The organism is Collinsella sp. i05-0019-G5, from assembly GCF_042851345.1.
Lineage (GTDB): Bacteria > Actinomycetota > Coriobacteriia > Coriobacteriales > Coriobacteriaceae > Collinsella.
This window is the reverse complement of the sequence record NZ_AP031421.1, coordinates 157,134-176,683: the sequence shown is the minus strand read 5'-3', so window position 1 is coordinate 176,683 and position 19,550 is coordinate 157,134. Positions and strand designations below refer to the sequence as shown.

Annotated in this window: 15 protein-coding genes; 7 read left to right on the top strand and 8 right to left on the bottom strand. The window is 61.5% G+C overall.

All coding sequences use genetic code 11. The features are described from left to right. The first annotated feature begins 29 nt into the window (after nt 1-29). Nucleotides 30-2,798 carry a magnesium-translocating P-type ATPase gene (gene mgtA / locus ACGHIZ_RS00730; RefSeq protein ID WP_390448415.1) on the top strand — a complete coding sequence of 923 codons (2,769 nt, stop codon included), beginning with the start codon at nt 30-32 and terminating at the stop codon, nt 2,796-2,798. Between the two features lie 189 nt (nt 2,799-2,987). On the opposite strand, the gene ACGHIZ_RS00725 is transcribed toward mgtA, so the two are convergent. Then, a complete protein-coding gene (locus ACGHIZ_RS00725; RefSeq protein WP_117839938.1) occupies nt 2,988-4,301 on the bottom strand; it encodes a DUF4038 domain-containing protein in 1,314 nt (437 codons plus the stop codon). Nucleotides 4,302-4,509: 208 nt separating this feature from the next. Further along, on the bottom strand, nt 4,510-5,937 hold the full coding sequence (locus ACGHIZ_RS00720; RefSeq protein WP_390448412.1) for a PTS transporter subunit EIIC: 1,428 nt from the start codon (nt 5,935-5,937) through the stop codon (nt 4,510-4,512). Nucleotides 5,938-6,427: 490 nt separating this feature from the next. Here ACGHIZ_RS00720 and ACGHIZ_RS00715 point away from each other — a divergent pair, with 490 nt between their 5' ends. Together ACGHIZ_RS00715 and ACGHIZ_RS00710 are read left to right on the top strand one after the other, a co-directional pair. Then, complete coding sequence (locus tag ACGHIZ_RS00715; RefSeq protein WP_390448409.1) at nt 6,428-7,765, top strand: prolyl oligopeptidase family serine peptidase; 1,338 nt, start codon at nt 6,428-6,430, stop codon at nt 7,763-7,765. Nucleotides 7,766-8,027: 262 nt separating this feature from the next. Next, nucleotides 8,028-9,539 (top strand): nucleoside hydrolase-like domain-containing protein, encoded by a 1,512-nt coding sequence (locus ACGHIZ_RS00710; RefSeq protein ID WP_117839935.1) that lies wholly within the window; start codon nt 8,028-8,030, stop codon nt 9,537-9,539. 325 nt (nt 9,540-9,864) lie between these two features. Here ACGHIZ_RS00710 and ACGHIZ_RS00705 read toward each other — a convergent pair whose 3' ends face one another. Next, nucleotides 9,865-10,080: a type II toxin-antitoxin system RelB/DinJ family antitoxin gene (locus ACGHIZ_RS00705; protein ID WP_390446660.1), complete on the bottom strand. Its 216-nt coding sequence runs from the start codon at nt 10,078-10,080 to the stop codon at nt 9,865-9,867. A 47-nt stretch (nt 10,081-10,127) separates the two neighbouring features. Further along, on the bottom strand, nt 10,128-11,183 hold the full coding sequence (locus ACGHIZ_RS00700) for an IS1595 family transposase (RefSeq protein WP_390446657.1): 1,056 nt from the start codon (nt 11,181-11,183) through the stop codon (nt 10,128-10,130). 40 nt (nt 11,184-11,223) lie between these two features. Here ACGHIZ_RS00700 and ACGHIZ_RS00695 point away from each other — a divergent pair, with 40 nt between their 5' ends. From ACGHIZ_RS00695 to ACGHIZ_RS00680, 4 genes are all read left to right on the top strand, one after another. Further along, a complete protein-coding gene (locus tag ACGHIZ_RS00695; RefSeq protein WP_390448406.1) occupies nt 11,224-11,922 on the top strand; it encodes a DUF4428 domain-containing protein in 699 nt (232 codons plus the stop codon). Between the two features lie 24 nt (nt 11,923-11,946). After that, entirely contained in the window at nt 11,947-13,269 is a 1,323-nt protein-coding gene (locus ACGHIZ_RS00690; protein ID WP_368157057.1) for a hypothetical protein, read from the top strand. Nucleotides 13,270-13,317: 48 nt separating this feature from the next. Beyond that, on the top strand, nt 13,318-14,559 hold the full coding sequence (locus ACGHIZ_RS00685; RefSeq protein WP_390448403.1) for an SPFH domain-containing protein: 1,242 nt from the start codon (nt 13,318-13,320) through the stop codon (nt 14,557-14,559). A gap of 80 nt (nt 14,560-14,639) precedes the next feature. Then, the gene (locus tag ACGHIZ_RS00680) at nt 14,640-15,482 is read left to right on the top strand and encodes a hypothetical protein (protein WP_117770244.1); all 843 of its coding nucleotides are present in this window, start codon (nt 14,640-14,642) and stop codon (nt 15,480-15,482) included. A 109-nt stretch (nt 15,483-15,591) separates the two neighbouring features. On the opposite strand, the gene ACGHIZ_RS00675 is transcribed toward ACGHIZ_RS00680, so the two are convergent. Genes ACGHIZ_RS00675 through ACGHIZ_RS00660 form a run of 4 tightly spaced genes read right to left on the bottom strand, consistent with a single transcriptional unit; the run spans nt 15,592 to nt 19,536 of the window. Continuing rightward, complete coding sequence (locus ACGHIZ_RS00675) at nt 15,592-16,212, bottom strand: response regulator transcription factor (protein WP_390448399.1); 621 nt, start codon at nt 16,210-16,212, stop codon at nt 15,592-15,594. Next, nucleotides 16,209-16,559: a sensor histidine kinase gene (locus ACGHIZ_RS00670; protein ID WP_390448396.1), complete on the bottom strand. Its 351-nt coding sequence runs from the start codon at nt 16,557-16,559 to the stop codon at nt 16,209-16,211. Before ACGHIZ_RS00670 ends, ACGHIZ_RS00675 begins: the two co-directional genes overlap by 4 nt. A gap of 2 nt (nt 16,560-16,561) precedes the next feature. After that, nucleotides 16,562-17,707 carry a hypothetical protein gene (locus tag ACGHIZ_RS00665; protein WP_390448393.1) on the bottom strand — a complete coding sequence of 382 codons (1,146 nt, stop codon included), beginning with the start codon at nt 17,705-17,707 and terminating at the stop codon, nt 16,562-16,564. After that, nucleotides 17,704-19,536 (bottom strand): histidine kinase N-terminal 7TM domain-containing protein, encoded by a 1,833-nt coding sequence (locus tag ACGHIZ_RS00660; protein WP_390448389.1) that lies wholly within the window; start codon nt 19,534-19,536, stop codon nt 17,704-17,706. The genes ACGHIZ_RS00665 and ACGHIZ_RS00660 overlap by 4 nt, the downstream gene beginning before the upstream one ends. Nucleotides 19,537-19,550: the final 14 nt, after the last annotated feature.

Below are 19,550 nucleotides of genomic sequence, written 5' to 3'. Positions count from 1 at the left end.
CGCTAACTCCCTTCAACAAGGAGGACCCTATGCTGATGCTCAAAACCGCCACGGTACTCGAAGCCATCTCCAAGCGCCGCCGCACGGCGCGCCCCGCCGCTCACACCGGCATGCCCAAGAACACCATACTCGCCGCTACCCATAGCGCCGAGGACGCCCTCGTGCTGCTCGACACCACAGCCGACGGGCTCACTGCCGAGCACGCCGCCGAGCGCCTAGACGCCACCGGCCCCAACACCATCGAGGCACCGACCAAGACGCTCGCCCGCCGCATCGCCGACGCCTTCATCGATCCCTTCGCCGGCATCCTCGCCGCGCTCGCGCTGGTCTCGCTCTACATCGATGTGCTCGCCGTACCCGAGCCGCAGCGCGACCCCTCCACGGTCATCGTCATCGGCATCATGCTGCTGGTATCGGGCGGCATGAAGTTTATCCAGGAAGCCCGCAGCGGCAATGCGGCAGAGGCTCTCAAGGACCTGGCCTCCAACACTTGCACCGCCCTGCGCGACGGTGAGCGCGTCGAGATCCCCTTCGACGAGCTCGTCTCCGGTGATGTGATCCGCCTCTCTGCCGGAGATATGGTGCCGGCCGATGCCCGCGTCATCACCGCGCGCGACCTATTTGCGATCGAGTCCGCGCTCACGGGCGAGAGCGAGGCCGTCGAGAAGACCGCTGCCGCCACGGTTGTCGAGGGTGCCGACAGCTCCGCGCTACCGCTCTCTGCCTGCAAGAACATCGTCTTTACCGGCACCTCCGTGCAAAACGGCACCGCCATGGCACTTGTCGTTGCCACCGGCTCGGACACCTACCTGGGCGGCATCGCCAAGATGCTCAACGGGCGCGGCGAGAAGAGCGCGTTTGACCGCGGTGTCGCGAGCGTCTCCATGCTGCTCGTACGCCTCATGCTCGTCATGGCGCCAGCCGTCTTTGCCATCAACGCCGCGACAAAGGGCAGCGTCATCGACGCGCTGCTGTTCGCCACGAGCGTGGCCGTGGGTGTCACGCCGCAGATGCTTCCCGTCATCGTGACCACGAGTCTGTCGCAGGGCGCCAAGGACCTTGCCCGTCGCCAGGTTATCGTCAAGGAGCTGCCGGCGATCCAAAACCTCGGCGCGATGGACGTCCTGTGCTGCGACAAAACCGGCACCCTCACCGAGGACCGCATCGTGCTCGAGCGCTACCTCAACACCGACGGCAACGAGGACGCACGCGTACTGCGCCATGCATTTTTGAACAGCTTCTTCCAGACCGGTCTCAAGAACCTTATCGACCTGGCCGTCATCGACCGTGCCGATGTGACGCCCTCGACCATCGTGCCCGATTCTATGCTGGGCCAGAGTCTGCGCGACCGCTATACCAAGGTCGACGAGGTTCCCTTCGATTTCTCGCGCCGTCGCCTGAGCGTAGTTGTCGCCGACGCCCAAGGCAAAACCCAGATGGTTACCAAGGGAGCTGCCGAGGAGATGCTCGAGATCTGCTCCTTTGTCGAGGTCAACGGTATCGCCCAGCCTCTCACCGAAGATAAGCTCGCCCAGATTCGTAAGCAGGTCGCCGGGCTCAACGCCGAGGGCCTGCGCGTAATTGCCGTGGCGCAGAAGACCAGTCCGCGCTGCGTGGGCGAGTTTGGCATCGCTGACGAGTGCGACATGGTGCTGATGGGCTTTTTGGCCTTCCTCGATCCACCCAAAGCAAGTACCGCGGGCGCCGTCGCCACCCTCGAGGCCAAGGGCGTAGCGGTCAAGGTTCTGACCGGCGACAGCGATCGCGTCGCCGCAACCGTCTGCGAGCAGATTGGTATCGACGCGAGCAATGTCTTGCTGGGCTCCGAGATCGATGCGCTCGATGACGCCGAGCTTGCCGAGCGCGCCGAGAAAACCCATCTCTTTGCCAAGCTCTCGCCGCTGCAGAAGGCGCGTCTGGTGCGCGTCATGCGCGAGCCGCTCGGTCACACCGTGGGCTTTATGGGCGACGGCATCAACGACGCCGCCGCTATGCGAGCGAGCGACTGCGGCATCTCGGTCGATTCCGCCGTCGACATCGCCAAGGAATCCGCCGATATCATTTTGCTCCAGAAGGACCTGGGCGTGCTCGAGCGCGGCATCATCGAAGGCCGCCGCACCTACGGCAACCTGCTCAAGTACCTCAAGACCACGGTGAGCTCCAACTTTGGCAACGTGCTGTCCGTGACCGTCGCGAGCCTGTTCCTGCCGTTTTTGCCCATGAGCGCCCTGCAGCTGGTGTTGCTGTCGCTGGTCTACGAGATCGTGTGTATCGCGCTGCCGTGGGACACCGTCGATGACGCCTGGACCGCCCGTCCGCGCGCCTGGGACGCCGCGTCCATTAAGGGCTTTATGCTCGAGTTGGGTCCCGTGAGCTCGCTGTTTGACATCGTAACCTTCGCCGCGCTCTTCTTTGTGGTGTGCCCTGCCACCGTAGGCGCAAGCTGGTCCGAGCTCGCCGGGACGGGCAACGCCGCAGGCATGGCGGCCTTTGTGGCGCTCTTCCAGAGCGGCTGGTTTGTCGAGTCCATGTGGCCGCAGACGCTCGTGATCCACATGCTGCGCTCCCCGCGCCTGCCGAGCCCGCGCGACCACGCCGCGCCCGCGCTGTGCGTTCTCACCGTACTGGGCCTGGCGCTCGTCACCTGGCTGCCGGCAAGCCCCATCGCCGATGCGCTCGGCCTCTTGCCGCTGCCGGCGAGCTTCTTCGCGCTGCTCATCGGCATCGTCACCGCCTACATCGCGCTCACTCAGCTGGCAAAGCGCCGCTACATTGCCCGCCACGGCGAGCTGCTGTGACGCCCGAATCGTGGCGCGCGACCCATCAGGCGGTCAAAAAGTCCCGTCTCAAGTTAAACCACTCATTTAAGTACGTCCCCAATGAGTGCGGCGGAATGGCTCCCCTTGACAGCTTAAAGCCGTCATGCAGGAACCATTCCGTCGCAGCCTTATGAAAGGGACTGGGTTGTAAATGTTGGAGAAGAGCCGTTAGCGCTCGGGTGTCAGGATCACCAGAGCGTCGTGCTCAAAGGGATGCTGCGCCACGCGCACGGTGCCGTCACCGTTGTCACGGACGGGCAGTTTTGCGATGCGCTTGTCCTCCATGTCGAGGACCGTCGCCGTCCAGCCACGCGCGCCGTCGAGCTTAAACTTGAGCGCCGTGGTGCGCGGCAGGTACGTGACGACGCGATCGCCAACGCGCGCCACACGGATGGCCTCGCGCGCGTCATCGAGCAGCTCCTGCGCCGGAACCACGGCAAGCGCATCGTCACCGGCAGTAGCGCCTAGGCTGGCAAGCACATGCTCGATCGCGCCAAAGTCCCACACACCCGCAAACTGCAGGCACTCTTGCCAGCGGAAGGGCATGTCAAAGCCCTCGCCCAGGACCGAACCCTGGCTGCGCGATGTCTGCCAGTTCCAAACGCCGTGCGCGCCATAGGTCACGCCGGCACTGGCGCCGGCAAGAATCGACGACCATACGCTCGCGCGGCAATCCTGCGCGGTAAAACGCCAGTAGACGTTGCGCGACGCACCCATCTGCTCGTAGCAAGGCTCGGAGTTGACCATCGGCTTTTTGGGATAGTTGGCGATAAAGTCCTGCGGCAGACGCCATGCCTCGGGCTGGCCCTCGTAGTTGTGGCCGGGCTGGAACATGTAAAAGTCCAGACGGCCCAGATACTGCGCCGGAATGGTACGATTGCCGCGGTTGATATGCATGGTGCGCAGTGCCTCGGGCGCGCGCTTGACGACCTCGTCGAGCGCGTCCTCGTAATAGACGATCGCCTCGTCACCGGCAAAGTCGGTATCGCCCGTCACTACGTAGACGGGGTCGAACTCGCCCAGGTTCTCGACGACGCGGGCAACGTGGGCACGGACCTCCTCACGCGGCATAACCTCGGCGCCGCAACGCTCGGCGATCTTGGCACCCCAGGTACCGGGCACGTAGTTGCACCACATAAGCACGAGCGCCGGGCGAATGCCGTGCTCCACGGCCGCCTGGCACATGCGGCGGGCGCGGTCCCAGTATTCCTGGTTGGGCGCGCTCCAGTCAAAGTGCACGCCGTCCTCGCTCGCGTAGGGCCAGATGCCCAGGTCGGGCAGGCAGCGGTCCCACTGCGGCAGGGTATTGACCTGCAGCACGTTCATGCCCTGCTCGGCGCGGCGGGTCAGATAGTAGTCCCAGTCCGCCTCGGTGATACTCGTGAATGCGCTCCAGCACGTGTCGGCAAACCAAAAGAACGGCTTGCCGTCGCAGAGAAACCCGTCCTCACGACCGTTGACGGTCAGCTTTCCCAAACTCATCTGCGTGTCCTTTCGTTTGATAAAGGATTTGCGAACCGCCGGGGGCTTTCGCGATAACCCCGCGCGAAAGCCTCCGCCGCTTGGCAAACCCTCGCGGGCGAAGCTCACCCGCCCCATCAGTCTACCTTGCAAGAAGGGCCCCGCCGGGCTTACGCCTGACGGGGCCCTGTCGTGTAGGTGAGGTCATATGTGACCGAATGGCTTGGCCTTAGGCCTCCATCTCGGCGAGCTCCTCCTTGGAGAAGCCGGAGACAAAGACGACGGCAGCGGCGATGACAAAGGAGATTGCCATACCAACGATAGCCCAGACGGTGTTCATCTGGCCACCCTGCAGGTAGTTGGTGAAGACCAGGAAGTTGGAAGCACCGCCTGCGAGGTAGTAGGTGACGCCCATGAGGCCGGAGAACACAGCGCCGATGGCACCGCCGATGAACATGCCGAACATGGTACGATGGAAGCGCATGAGGATACCGAAGAGCGCGGGCTCGGTGACGCCGCCGGCGATAGCGGAGATGACGTAGCCGATGGCAAGGGACTTCTCGTCGGGGTTCTTCATCTTGAGGAAGGCACCGAAGGCGCAGCCCCAGACAGCGGCCATAGCGCAGTTGGTGGAAACGAAGACGAAGGGATCGTAGCCGGCAGCGATGATCTGAACCTGAGCGAGCAGGATGACGGGCATGTGCATGCCGCAGACCACGAAGAGCTGCCAGAAGGCGCCGAGGACGGCCATGACGATCAGGATACCGATGCCGCCAAGGTCAGCAAGGCCGAAGAGCGCGTTAGCGATCAGCGTACCGATCTCGTTGCCGATGGGGGCGAGGACGATGAAGGCGATGGGGATGGTAACGATCATGGTGCAGAACGGCGTGAAGACCGTGGAGAGCACGTCGGGCATGACCTTCTTAAAGAACTTCTCGACGAAGTAGAGGACAGGCACCGAAAGGATAATCGGCAGGACGGACTGCTGATAGTTGGCAGCGGCGATCTGGATGCCGTAGACGGAGATGATGCCGCCACCCTCCTGAGTCGCGACACTCACGACGGACGGGGCCATGAGAGCGCCGCCGAGGAGCATGCCCAGAACCGGAGAGGCGCCGAGCTTCTTAGCGGCGGCATAGCCCAGGTAGATGGGGATAAAGGTAAACGTTGCCTCGTACAGCGTGGTGTAGAGGAACGTATAGGTCGGGTCGTCGGCCGAGAGCACACCGAGCATGGTGGGGCCGAGGACGGCCGCGATGGTGCGGAACAGACCGCCAGCCATGAGCAGCGGGATGAGCTGGGTCATGGAGCCGGACAGATAGTCGAGGATGATGTTAGGCAGGTTCTTGAGCTCGAACTTCTCCTTGGGAGCATCGAGGTTCTCGTCAACGGCCTCACCCTGCTTGACGCCGGAAATGGCGACGAACTCGGCGAGTACCTTGGGCACGTTCTGGCCGATGATGACCTGGAGCTGGCTGCCGGCGAACTGGCAACCCAGAACACCCTTCACCTTCTTGATCTTCTCCACGTCGGCCTTGCTGTTATCCTTGAGCGTCAGACGCAGGCGCGTCATGCAGTTGGTGGCGACGGTAACGTTCTCCGCGCCGCCCACGAGCTCGAGGACATCGGTGGCAATCTGTTTGTTATCTACTGCCATGGGACCCCTCCCCATATCTTCGTGTGCCTACCCGCTTGGGCGTAGGCACGCCTTTGGCCCGGCGACTATAACCCCTTACGGTTACCGAACCCTTGGATACGCTTTTGTAAACAAGGTGTTTACTGAACGTTTACGGGCTTTAGTTTACACGGAGCGCCGAATTTATGGCAATTTTGCCGTCTACAGTCCGGTGAACGGTAGGAAATCGGGGGTGAGCGTATTTGAATGGCGGGAGATGGTCTCTTTGACCCTCTATTGATATATAGCCATTTACGTGGGATTTTATTTTGATGAACACCTCACTGATCTGTTAACTCATCAACAGAATCCCTGCTAGAAGCTAGTAAACATACGTTTAGTAGTTCACGACGTGTTCAATTTTGCCGTTTACCGAGTTCATCTGGTTATTCTTCAATTCTAGATTACACTAAACATGTTTAGTTTGTATTGCCGCAGATGCCAGGCATTCGCGGCGCAAGGGAGGCAGCTCATGGAACTCAAATTGTGTACCTACGCAACCGTCACCACCTTGGGCGACTTTGGCCCCTGGATCAGCAAGGTCGTACTCGACCTGCCCTGCACCGTGCGCGCCAACGACATCGACACGAACACCTTCAATATATATGTAGAGCGTCACGAGCGCTCGGGCGAGGTTCTGATGCGCAAGGAGCGCGGCGCCGACCATGCCGCGCCCTCCGTGGGTTACATCGACATTCTCGCCGCATATCCGTGCGACGAGAACGGACGTAAGCTCGCCGTGGGCACCCATGTGGCACTCGAGGTCGCCGAGCAGCGCCTGACCAAGACCATCGAAGGCGGCGTCATGGGCTCGCGCATGCTCGATGACCAGCTGCGCATCACGCAGCTCACAGCTCTTCCCGGCAACGACGGCGACGATCCCACCTGCGGCCTGGTCTTCGACACCTGCCGTGGCGATATCTGCCCCGCGCTCAAAGGCTGGAGCAACGCCACGCAAAAGACCGCCGTCGACGGTATCGCGCTCGAATACGGCTTCTTTGAGCCCAGCTTTAAGGCCGAGGACTCGGCATGCTTCAACCCCTTTGCGCCCGAGGCCACGGCCATGCCCCAAAAGGCACCGCTCGTGGTGTATCTGCACGGCGCCGGCGAGGGCAAGGGCGCCACGCAGGGCGAAGGCGCCACGCGCGCCTATATCGGCAACCGCGTGACGGCCATCAGCCAGGCGCAGATCCAGCGCTACTTTGGCGGCTTTGCCTGGGTGCTCGTGCCGCAGTCGCCCACGTTTTGGATGGACAACGGCGTCGAGCAGCTTGGTCACTCCAACCAGAGCATCTACTCCCCCGTGCTCAAGGCACTTATCGATGAGTTTGTCGCCGAGCATGCCGACCGCATCGACACCGACCGCATCGTGGTCGCCGGTCTTTCCAACGGCGGCTTTATGACCCTGCGCCTGTGCGCCGACTACCCCGATTTCTTCGCCGCGGGCCTTCCCTGCTGCGCCCCGTGGTACAACGCCACGGACGAGGACGTAGCCGCGCTCGCCAAGACGCCGCTGTGGTTTACGCACTCCAAGGGCGACGAGCTCGTGCACCCGCAACAGACCGTGCTGCCGCTGTTCGCGCGCCTGCGCGATGCCGGCGCCAACGTGCATCTCACCTACTTTAGCCATGTCGAGGACCTGACCGGCGTGTATCGCGAGGCCGACGGCTCGGCCAAGAAGACGTTCAACCACGGCGTGTGGATCCACCAATTCAACGACCTGTGTTATCAAGACTTCGACGGGGGCAACGTACTCATCGACGGCGAGCCGGTGGGCTGCTGGGAGTGGTCGGCCAGGGTCGACCGCTAAGCCCTCCCATCGCGGGGACCGGGGTTTAGTCTTGCAAACGTCCTCGGGCATGCATGGGCTGGCGCTTTGCGCTTCGCGCTGCGCCTGCCCATGCCCCCTGCGGAATGTTTGCAAGACTAAACCCCGGTCTCCGCTGCGTTGACGTTGCTGTGACCCTGGCCGGCCGCTTCTAGCGGGCCGCCGGGTCGGTGGCGATGGGGGTATGGGTCCCGTCTTGCCTTGCGCGTAACTGGCTGAATTGATTTTGATTGGAGCTGTTCCTATGTCCCAGAAGTTGACTCGGGTGATTGTTACCACTGATATGGAAGTCGATGATATGAACTCGCTTGTTCATTTGGCTCTGTATCTCAACTTGCTTGATGTTCAGGCTGTGGTGTATACGGCTTCGCAGTATCACTTTCTTGGGGATGGGGTTCATACGCTCGGCGAGGTGAATTCGCATTGGCGGACCAAAGGGCGGCGCTCTTATGAGTGGGCTGTTGTGCCTCATGAGCCCGATCCGCTAGCCGGCGAGCTTCGTGAGTATCGGCCGTTTCCCGAGCATTGGATTGAGAGTCTCTGGAGTAATGAATATGCCCAGGCTTGGCCGCAGTTGCAAGCAAATGCGGCCGCTGCCGGTGAGCCGCCGTTTCCCACGCCCGCCCAGATGATCGAGCGCACCTTTGTGGGAAATGTTGCCTTTGAAGGTGATGTGACTGAGGAAACTGAGGGGTCTCGCGTAATTGCGCAGGCGATTCTGGATGATGATCCGCGTACGTTATGGTTGCTCAGCTGGGGTGGTATGAATACGATCGTTCGCGCCCTCATGAGTATTGCCGAGCGCTATCGCGCCACGCCCGAGTGGCCCGCCGTGCAGCAGCAGGTCTATCAGAAGGTGCGCGTGATGGGCGTTGCCGATGGCGTGGGACAGGACAACTCGTGGCTCGACCATGGGCGCGAGCTCTTTCCCGAGCTCATCTTTTGGCGTACGCCCTATATGTATGGCAACTATTTCGACGCCAAAACAGCTCAGCCCGATACGCTGCCGCTGTTTAAGGCTCCCTGGCCCGAGCAGAATCTCACGCAGGGCAACGGCCCCCTCATGGCACGCTATATGCTCTATGGCGATGGTAAGGTCTACGAAAACGAACCCGAGCGCTTTCAGTTTGGCAAGCATGCCCGCCTGGATTGGGGCCTGGAAGGCATGCCCGCGGTGCAGTTTGAGCGCGGCGACTTTATGGCCGAAGGCGACAGCATGACCTATATTCCACTGCTGCCGTTTGGCCTGCGCGGCATCGACGACCGCGACTTCGATACGCTGCTGGGCCGCATGTTTCTTGATGGACACCCCGATGCGAGCGCGCCCGCCGGTTTTGCCTCCATCGGCACGCCCGCAGACGACAATCTCAATCCCTATCTGCGTGCCTATCAGGAAAACTTTGCCGCCCGCGCGCAATGGTGCGCCCATGATCCGGCCATCTGCTCGCATCCGGCACATGTTGTCGAGGTCACGGCCGACCGTAGCGCCGCAGCCGGCGAGCGCGTCGCCCTTGCGGCAACCATCGTCGACCCCGACGACAAGGGCTTCGATGCACATTGGGATGTGGCCGTAGACCCATCGAGCTATGCAGGCGTCCAGGATCTGTCGATGTGGCAAGAATGCACGGTGGACACCGCTTTCATCGTGCCCGCCGACGCGCAGCCCGGTGACCGCTTCGTACTCACGCTTACCGTGCAGACGCGCGCCGAGCGCCCCTGCACCCGCTACGCCCAGATCGCCGTGACCGTGGCATAGCAAGAACGGCGCCCACATTCGGCAGCCGCCGCATTCGACAAAGAGTGTCCCCAATGAGTAGGAAAAATGAGCCATGTGTCCCAGTTGTGGAGACTCGTTGAGCCGTCTGGGTATCGTGAAAGGCTGCGCACTCCCCCATCATCAAAAGTGACACACGCTACCAGTTGATGGGAGGCAGCCATGGGCTTCTTTGACAAGATGTTCGAGAAGAAAGAGTGCGCGATTTGCGGTACCGAGCTGGGACTTCTAGGTAAGACAAAAATCAAGGCTCTGTTAGACCAAATTTGACACGATCGGCTGTTCGTCGAACCGGAAAATAATCGGGCTACCCCCGTCCATCGCGGTCCCCGCCCTCCCCGTCAGCCTTCCCCTCAGATCCCAGCCTGACGTCGAAGGGCAGGCCGCCCTCGCGGATCACCGCCCTGAGGAATATGTTCATGGCGCCCGACATGGAGAGCCCGAGCTCGTCGAGCACGGCTGCGGCCTCCCTTTTGACCTCGGGATCGATTCTTATCGTGGTGGCCGGGACGTTCGATGTCATTGCCGCTCCTTCCGCGGTCGCTGCTCCGTGGCCACCATTTTAATTCGCTAGGCCGCCCGCCCGTCCCAGTAGTCCATGAGGGGAGGCTCGAGGCCGAACATGTCGCGGACGCGGGTCGAGCAGGAGCCGTTGGCGAGCTGGCGGGCGACCGTGGACTCCGCCGCGCGCGAACCCGCCGCCATGAAGGTGCGGCACCAGCGGAACCAGTCGAGGTAGGCTCCCAAGTGCTTGGTGGACACTCCCTTGAAGCGGGCCATGAACGAGCCGAGGAGCGAATGGACGGCGTTGATGCGGTTGATGGTGCCCTCCGAGCGGTCCTTGGAATCATAGGATTCATGCGAGGCGACCTTCAGGTCGCGCAGCACGTCGATGTACGCGGTCGCCTTGTCCGTGGCGACGACCGCGCCCGCGCCGATGCGGTCGCGAAGGGCCTCCGCCGCACGCTTGCGCGAGACAACGCCGCGGCCCGAGACCTCGAAGAAGGTGGCGTCCGTGTCGCTAACGCCCGTCATGACGCAGATCTGCTCGCGGGAGAGGCCGCGCCTGTGGACCTGCTTGCCGCGGTGGCGAGCCTTTCTCGGCAGGGTGAAGGAGCCTTTTGAATGGTTGCCCTTGAAGGACTCGGGGAAGTACGTCTCGTCGAGCTCGCAAGCCTGCCCCTGCCCCACATGGAACGTGGGCGAGTATTCCTTCAGGCACTCAATGAGCCTGTGGCGCATGGTGTAGGCGGTCTTGAGGCAGACACCGCAGCGGCCGGCGCACTCGCGGAGAGGGAGCATGAGGGCGAAGCACTCGGCATAGGCCATCCAGGTCTCGCGGGGCAACTTGCTCGTGCCGAGGATCCGGTCGGTGGAGCCGGAGAACGTCCTGCCGCAGTCGCGGCAGAGGTAGCGCTGCTCGCCGTTCCTGGACTTGCCCTTCTTGACGATAGCGACCGAGCCGCAACGGGGGCAGCGCTCTACCTCATAGCCATCTCCCGCCGCATCGTCGAACATGGCGGCGCGGACGACGTCCCCGACCAACTCGACGGCTTTACGGCGCTCGGTCCTGCTGAGCTTCGCCAGGCTCTTCTTGAGGGTGATGACCAGGTCGTCTGCATCCATGGGCGCTCCTTCGACGTTAATTGAAGGGTACCGCCTCGCGGTGACATCGTTTTTATGTCAACCTTGGTCTAACAGAGCCAAAATCAATGAAGGCTACCTGTGCAAAGAGTGCGCCGGCAAGCTCTCCCCCTACTTTCACGGCTATCGCTCCAGCACCGCGGACGACATCCGCGAGCAACTCGCCTACCGCGAGGCCAACGCCGAGCGCCTGGCCTCGTTCAACCCCACGCGCACGCTTTCTGCCGGGCGCACCAATATTATGCTCGATGAGGACGCGGGCCTGTTGATCATCACTTCGCAGAGCCGCTGGCGCGACGCCAATCCCGACATCATCGAGTTCTCACAGGTACTCGGCTGCGATATGGATATCGACGAGCATCGCACCGAAATCTATCGCGAGACCAAGGACGGCGAGCGCGAGAGCTACAACCCACCGCGCTACGACCTGGATTACGACTTCAATCTGACCATCCACGTCAACACGCCGTACTTTACCGAGATCAACCTGCGCGTGAACGACTCCACCATCGATCAGCGCGGTTCCATCGAATACCGCGAGGCCAAGCGGCAGGCAACCGAGGTCCGCGACGCGCTGGTGCAGCTGCGCCAGGAGACGCGCGACAGCGTCGTGGCCGCCAAGGCCCCCAAGACCGCGGTCACCTGCCCCTTCTGCGGAGCCACCACCATTCCCGATGCCAGCGGGCGCTGCGAATACTGCGGCGGCGCCATCGGCGCATAGCCTCCGGCAGCGAAAGGACCGATCATGGCCTTCGAGAGTGTCAACTATCAGTGCCCCGCGTGTGGCGGCCCCCTTCACTTTGCCAGTGCCGAGCAAAAGCTCGTCTGCGACTACTGCGATTCGCGTTTTGAAGTCGAAGAAGTCGAGGCCCTCTATCGCGAGCGCCAGGACAAGGCAGATGCCAAAGCCGATGCCGCAGCCGCGGCCCCCAAGCCTGCTGTCGACGATGCCGTGCAGGAGCTGGCTCAAAACGCCGGCTACATCTGCTCATCGTGCGGTGCCGAGCTGGTCTCGGACGGCACTGTCGCCGTTACCACCTGCCCATACTGCGGCAACTCCGCCGTGGCACCCGGCCAGCTCTCGGGCGACTTCTCACCCGACCTGGTGATTCCGTTTAAGCTCGGGCGCGACGATGTCATGGCCGCGCTCAAAGACCACTACAAGGGCAAGATCCTGCTGCCCAAGAGCTTTGTCACCGGCAACCATATCGACGAAGTCCAAGGTGTCTACGTGCCGTTTTGGCTCTACGGCGCCCGCGTTGACGGCGAAGTGTGCTTTGACGCGACCAACGAGACCGTAACCGAGGAATCCGACCGCACCGTCACGACCACCGACCACTACGACGCCTACCGTAAGGGCAATATCTCGTTTGAGCGCGTGCCCGTCGACGGATCGTCCAAGATGCCCGACGGCCATATGGACGCCATCGAGCCGTTTGACTACGACGCGCTGCGCCCGTTCTCGGTCGCGTATATGCCCGGCTACATCGCCAACCGCTACGACGAGGATTGCGAGACCTGCAAGGCGCGTGCCGAGCGCCGCATGGAGGAGAGCACGATTTCGGCCCTGCGCGAGACCGTCGTCGACGAGTACGACGACGCCACGGTCGAAAACAAGCAGCTCGACTACACCTGGGAAGAAAGCGATTATGCCCTGTTCCCCGTGTGGATGCTCTCTACCTCGTGGAACGGCAAGAGCTATCTGTTTGCCATGAACGGACAGACCGGTCGCATGGTCGGCGAGCTCCCCTGCTCCAAGCCCAAGCTCGCCATCGCCTCGGTGCTGTTCTTTGTGATCGGGTTTGTCCTCTCCCAGATTCTCTTTATGGGAGAGAACGCCTTCGATCCGGACTACCTCGCCTTTGATGTCGAGGGCATCCTCATCAACATCGTCGCGCCGCTGATCATCGTAATCATCGCGGACGTGCTGCTGGTGGGCCAGCTCAAGACGGCCAACGAGGCCATCCACGCCGATTGTTACTGCGGCGAGCTCGACCTGACCGAGAAGCACGACACCTTCAGCCACACCGAGACCACCGTTGTCATGAAGGACAACAAGGACGATTAGCCATTCTGACCAATACCACCCGGCCTTTGACGAGAAAGGAAGATCACCATGGGACTCTTGAAAGCTGGATTGGGTGCTGCCGGCGGCGTCATGGCCGACCAGTGGAAAGAATTTATCTATTGCGAATCGATGCCCGCTGACGTCTTGGCCTGCAAGGGCAGCAAGCGCACCGGCGGCCGCAGCTCCAACACGCGCGGCGAGGACAACGTCATCTCCAACGGCTCCGTCATCGCCGTCAACGACGGCCAGGGCATGCTCGTGGTGCAAAACGGCAAGATCATCGAGGTCGCGCTGGAGCCCGGTGAGTTAGTCTTTGACACCGGCAGCGAGCCGAGCGTCTTTAGCGGCAACCTGGGCGATTCCATCAAGGAGACGTTCGCCAATATCGGCAGCCGCTTTACCTTTGGCGGCGACGCAGGCAAGGACCAGCGTGTCTACTTCATCAACACCAAGGAGATCATCGGTAACAAGTACGGCACCGCCTCGCCCGTGCCCTTCCGCGTGGTCGATAACAACATTGGCCTGGACGTCGACATCTCCGTTCGCTGCAACGGCGAGTATTCGTACCGCATCACCAACCCGCTGCTGTTCTACACCAACGTGTGCGGCAACGTGACCGATAGCTACACGCGCGATAAGATCGACAGCCAGCTTAAGTCCGAGCTGCTCACCGCTCTGCAGCCCGCCTTTGCCAAGATCTCGGAGATGGGCATTCGCTACAGCGCCATTCCCGGCCACACCACCGAGCTCGCCCGCGCGCTCAACGAGGTCCTCTCGGCCGACTGGCGCGACCTGCGCGGCGTCGAGATTGTGAGCTTTGGCGTCAACTCCATCGCCGCCTCGCAAGAAGACGAGCAGATGATCAAGGACCTGCAGAAGGCCGCGGTCATGCGCGATCCCACCATGGCGGCCGCCAACATCGCCAGCGCCCAGAGCGATGCGATGCGCGCCGCAGCGGCCAACCCCAACGGCGCGATGGCCGGCTTTATGGGCATGGGCATGGCAGGTGGCATGGGCGGCATGAACGCCAGCCAGCTGTTCGCCGCCGGCCAGGCACAGCAGCAGGCCGTCCCGCAGCCGGCTCCGGCACCCGCTCCCGCACCGGCTCCTGCCGCTGCTCCCGCGGCCGGCACATGGACCTGCAGCTGCGGCGCCACCAACACCGGCAAGTTCTGCTCCGAGTGTGGCAGTCCCGCACCCGCCCCGGCACCGGCCAAGTGGTTCTGCCCCAACTGCGGCAGCGAAAACGGCGGCAAGTTCTGCAGCAACTGCGGAACGCCCAGGCCCTAGCCCCTCTATCTGGTAATTGGCGGGGGATCCGCCACCCCCGCATTTGCTTCTATGGCTTTCGTTCGATAAAGGAGGACACCATGAAGACAACGTTCAAAAAGTCCGTACTCGCATTTCTGACATGCGTCCTTGCGCTCGCCTTTGCCCTGACGGGCTGCAGCGGCGGCGGCAAAGACCCCAAGGCCAACTTCGTCGGCAGCTGGGAACTCTCGGGTGGAACCATGGAGGGCGAAGAGCTGACCGATGAGTACATGAAGATGCTCGAGGATTGGGGTGTGCACTGCGTCCTGATTCTCGATGAGGACGGTACAGGTGCCCTCGACCTGTTCCTTGAAGTCGTCGACCTTAAATGGGAGGCAAAAGACGCCACCACCGTAACCATCACCGCCGAAGACGAGTCGCATGACATGAAGCTCAAGGACGGCAAGCTCATCCTCGAAGAGGATGACGGCAATCTTGTCTTTACCAAGTCCGACAAGGACCTGTCCGGCACGGTGAAGAAGGATCGCGAGGCGGCCGAGAAGGAAGAAGAGATCGACGAGGCCGTCGAAGACGACGACGTCCAGAAGATTGAAATCTCCCCCGCCGTCACCGTTGCCGATGACGACCTGTGCACCATTACCATCACCGAGAAGTTCAAGGACGAGTGGGGCGACATCGGTTTTGTCGTCAACATCACCAACAAGAGCGACAAGGACCTGACCTTCTACGCCCCCAGCGGCAAGACCAACGTCAACGGCACCATGAAGGAACCCTGGTTCTCGGCTCACCTGATGCCCGGCACCAACGCCACTGAGGAATTCACGTTCTCGAACGGCACGCTCGATAGCCTTGACGACCTGGTCAACACGACCATCGGCATCGACGCCTACCTGACCGATTCCTACGAGGACGTCGCCTCCTACAGCGCAACCATCGCGTAGCGGTAGACCACGACAGCCGCGGATTGGCGGACACATCCGCGCACACCAGACGGGGCCGCAGGAGATGATCCTGCGGCCCCGTCGCTTTTATGCCGATGCGCAACGAGCGCTAGCGCTCCATATTGGGGACGATGCTGCCTTCGGTCACCGCATGCACGGCAAGACGCATGATGTTGTCGTAGCCGGTCTTGCTCAGGATCTCCGAGATGCGACGCTTGATGGTGCCCTCACTCATAAACAGCTCGGCCGCAATCTCGCGGCGGCTTTTACCCTCGCAGGCAAGGCGCAAAATCGACAGCTCGACATCGTCGAGGGCCGCCGTGCCCGAGAAGATGCTCTCGGGAGGCTTGGGAAACGTGCAGTAACCCGCCAGCGTGGAACGCATCACGGCGAACAGTTCATCGATACCGACGTTCTTGTACACAAAGCTGTCGACGCCCGCCTCGCGTGCCTGGTCCACAAAGGTGATCTCGGGCATACCCGTCATGATAATGACGCGGCACTCGGGCAGCCGTTCTTTGATGCGCGCCGCCGCCATGATGCCGTTGGAATCGTGCTCGGTGCACACATCCATCAGTATCATGTCCGGACGCTCCTTGAGCACAACGTCCAAGGCATCCGAGGCGTCGGCAATCGCGGCGACAACGGTCATGTCGGGCTGGTCGCCCACGGAACGCGCCAGGCTCTCGCGCAAGATAGCCTGGTCTTCGACTATAAGGACGCGGATCATGAGCTTCTCCTTTGGACCGTGGCGTTGGAGGCGAGCGGGATGGACACCGCAAGTGTAAAGGGCGGGGCGGTGTGGACTTCCAGGCTGCCGCCCAGATTCTGTGCGACATGCCTCATACCAGGGATACCCGTTCCCTCGCGATACGATACGGATGCAGGCGTGCCGTCGTTAGAAACGGTCATCCACGCAACAGCGCCGTCTTCCGACGTCTCCTGCCGCAGGCGCACATGGACCTGATGGGCCTGCGCATGCTTGGTGGCATTGGTCGAGGCTTCGCGGATAATCTGCAGAAAGGCCGCGGCGACACGTGCGTCGCTTGGCAGCTCGCCCTCCACATCGATCTGCACGCTCACCAGACCAAAGGCATGGACGATATCGCCCAGTTGCTCTGCCGGTTCGGTGTCGCCCCCGCTGCGCAGATCGGCAGCGATTGAGCGCAGCAGCGGGTCGATCCGCTCGAGTGACACGTCATCCAGGCGCCCCTCCTCCAAATAACGATGGAGGATGGACAGGCCTGCCCGATCACGTCGTGCACGCGAGCGCGTATACGCAGATAGGCCGCGTTGTCAGCAACTTTTTTGACTTCTTCGATCTGGGCTTGAAGCTCTTGGCCCGCAAGCTCAAGCAGGTGGTTGGCTTGCGCCAGGCGATCGTGAGCATGCGCATACTCTGTTACATCCAGACCGATAATGCGCTCGAAGAGGCGGCCCGAAACCATAACGTCATCGTGCACAAACAAGCGAATCTCGGCGGGAGAAACCTCGACCACAACGCGCGCCTCACCAAAGCGGTCCAGATTAATGCGCACGCGGTTCTGGCTGCTTTCGGGCATTTGCATGCTGAGTTTACGCAGGTCGTTCCATGTGCTGCTCATGTCACCTAGATCGGTGGGCATATGAAACTCCACCAGGTTTTTGCGCATGCAGCGGTTCATGAGCAGCGGACGGCCCCTCGGGTCCAGATACAGGATGCCCACGGGAATCACGTTGATGGTTTCGATCGTCGAGAACGCGGTGATATCCTCCTGGCGGTTACGGACGTCCATCAAGAGCGCCGCGATGGAACGGAACAGGAAGAACGCTCCCTCTGCGATAAGGACAACGGTCCACGCCGAGCCCATAACAACAACCACTGGCGGTGTAACGGCGACAACAAGCAGCAGCTCGGCCAGCATGACGGGGCGACGATAGTGCACCATAAGCACTACGCCGTAGGCAAAGATCGCGGCATTGAGCCACAGCGCTCCGCCCATTGCCCTGGCGCAAACGTCAAGCGGCGCCACCAGATATGAGCCAGACGACGCGAACAAAATGACAGCCGAGATGACCAAGTGAAGCACAAGGCTCGCCTCGTAGGCGCAAATCACCTTACGGTTATAGGACGAGCGGCGCGATGCGATGAGCGGGACGTGGATCGTCTGTAGACACGCAGCCAGGGCAAAGACACCATCGAGCGCAACGATTTGGGGAAGGATGAGCGGGATCTGCATCGTCACTCACCCGCCCGCGGCATCAACACGATCATGCGCAGCTGGCCGGGCTCGCCCTCAAGGCGGTATGCCACGTTGCGCCCTTGCAAAGCGCTTTCGAGCTCTTGCGCAGCGGGCGTCTGCGAAAGATCTGCATCATCGTTGGAAAAAAGCGTGGCGCGCAGCTCGACACTGCATCGGTCATGGTCGCCCAAGTGATACATAAGCGCCGGATGGTCGGTGGTGTAGGCAAAAAACGCAAAGTCATACACGCAGTCGTACAGGGCGCTTACCGTACTGGCGTGCATCGGGCGCCGTATGGCGATAATCGAGGCGCAATCGATATCGATGGTGCGCAGGTCGCTCGCGAGCTCGTTGGCAATGAGCTGAATGCGGTCGCGATCAAAACCGCTCTCCCCATGCTGTGCCAACGTGAGCGACCCCTTGCGCTTGCAATAGGCGACGAGCATCTTGGCGCGCTGCAGTATGCGGTAACGCTCGTGCGAAGACGCCTCGTCGGTCAACGGCGGCAGCGAGCTCAGCAGGTCGTACATCCCTTCGAGCGCGCGGGCAATCGCCTGGTCCACGTCTTGGACCAGCAAGGTCTCGGCCTCTTGATCTGCCAAATGCGTCTTAAGATCGTAGTCGGCCGTGAGCAGCTCATTTTGGCGCTGCAGCTCCATGCGACGATGTGCCAGTTCACGGTTAAGCTCGTTGAGCTCCGACACGTCTTGGGCAAGCAGGGCCGATCCGCCCAGCAGTGGAAAGGCTCGGTACATCACATCGGGATCGGACGCCACGGCAAAGGCATGGGCATGCCCGTGTTCCTGGGCCCGCAGCTCTTCGCACACGCCCGCCGGCATTGGCTTTGACACCGGTGTGGCATAGACTTCCTGCAGGTCGCGCGTTAGAACTTTGAGGTCGAGCGGCAAGGTGTCGAAGATGCCGGCGATGTCGTGATACGACGGAATGACACCGCAATCGAGACAGATTTCCATCGCTACCACGCACAGGACGCAATAGACGAGCGAAAAGTTGAGCCTCCATGCCCAGGGCACGCGCAGAGCATACGAGATGGCAAAGAACGCACCGCCCAACAAAACAAGCGCCGCCGTGCCCGAAAAGCGCTGAATGCGAAAGGACGAGGACCGACCCACCAGGATAAAAAAGGCCACGAAGTTAAAGGCCGTCCACAGGAGGACAGCGAAATAACCCCAGCCATACGTATAATCGTTGCTCCAGGTGTCGCTTGCACGGTCAAAGTGGAATACCTGCTGGTGAAAATCGTTGGTGAGCACAAATCCGATAAGCAAGATGGCCACAATCCACAGCGCGGCGCAATAGCGGCGACCCAGGCGGTGTTGCTCCAGACCCGCAAGGCGCAGACCACACAACTGGTAGAGCAGCGGAATGAGCGTCATGGGCACGTAGTACAGGTACCACAGCACGGTGGCATAGAACGGCGTGAACGACTTGTACTTGAGGATGACCTCAATCATCCAGAGGGCGCAGATGGTGGCGACGGCAACAAGGCGGCGGCGCAACACATAGTCCAAACAGCGCAGATAGACCGATACACCCCAGATCGAAAATATAATTGCGGCGACAAGCAACGGGAGAGAGCTCGAGTGGACGAGCGCATCCACGACCTCTTCGGACACCTCGCTATAGGCGGGCACGGCGTTAGAAAGTTTGGGGTCGAAGGCGAACAACGCCGGCAAGACTGCCAAAAGTATAAGGAACAGCGCGGTAATGGCGCCGGCGAGAGCGAAGACGCGGCGGCGGTATACACGATGCGATATGCCGACAAGGAATCGCGGCATGGCAAAGAGCTTGCCGCCCCTAAGATCCGCCACGGGCGCGGATCGGG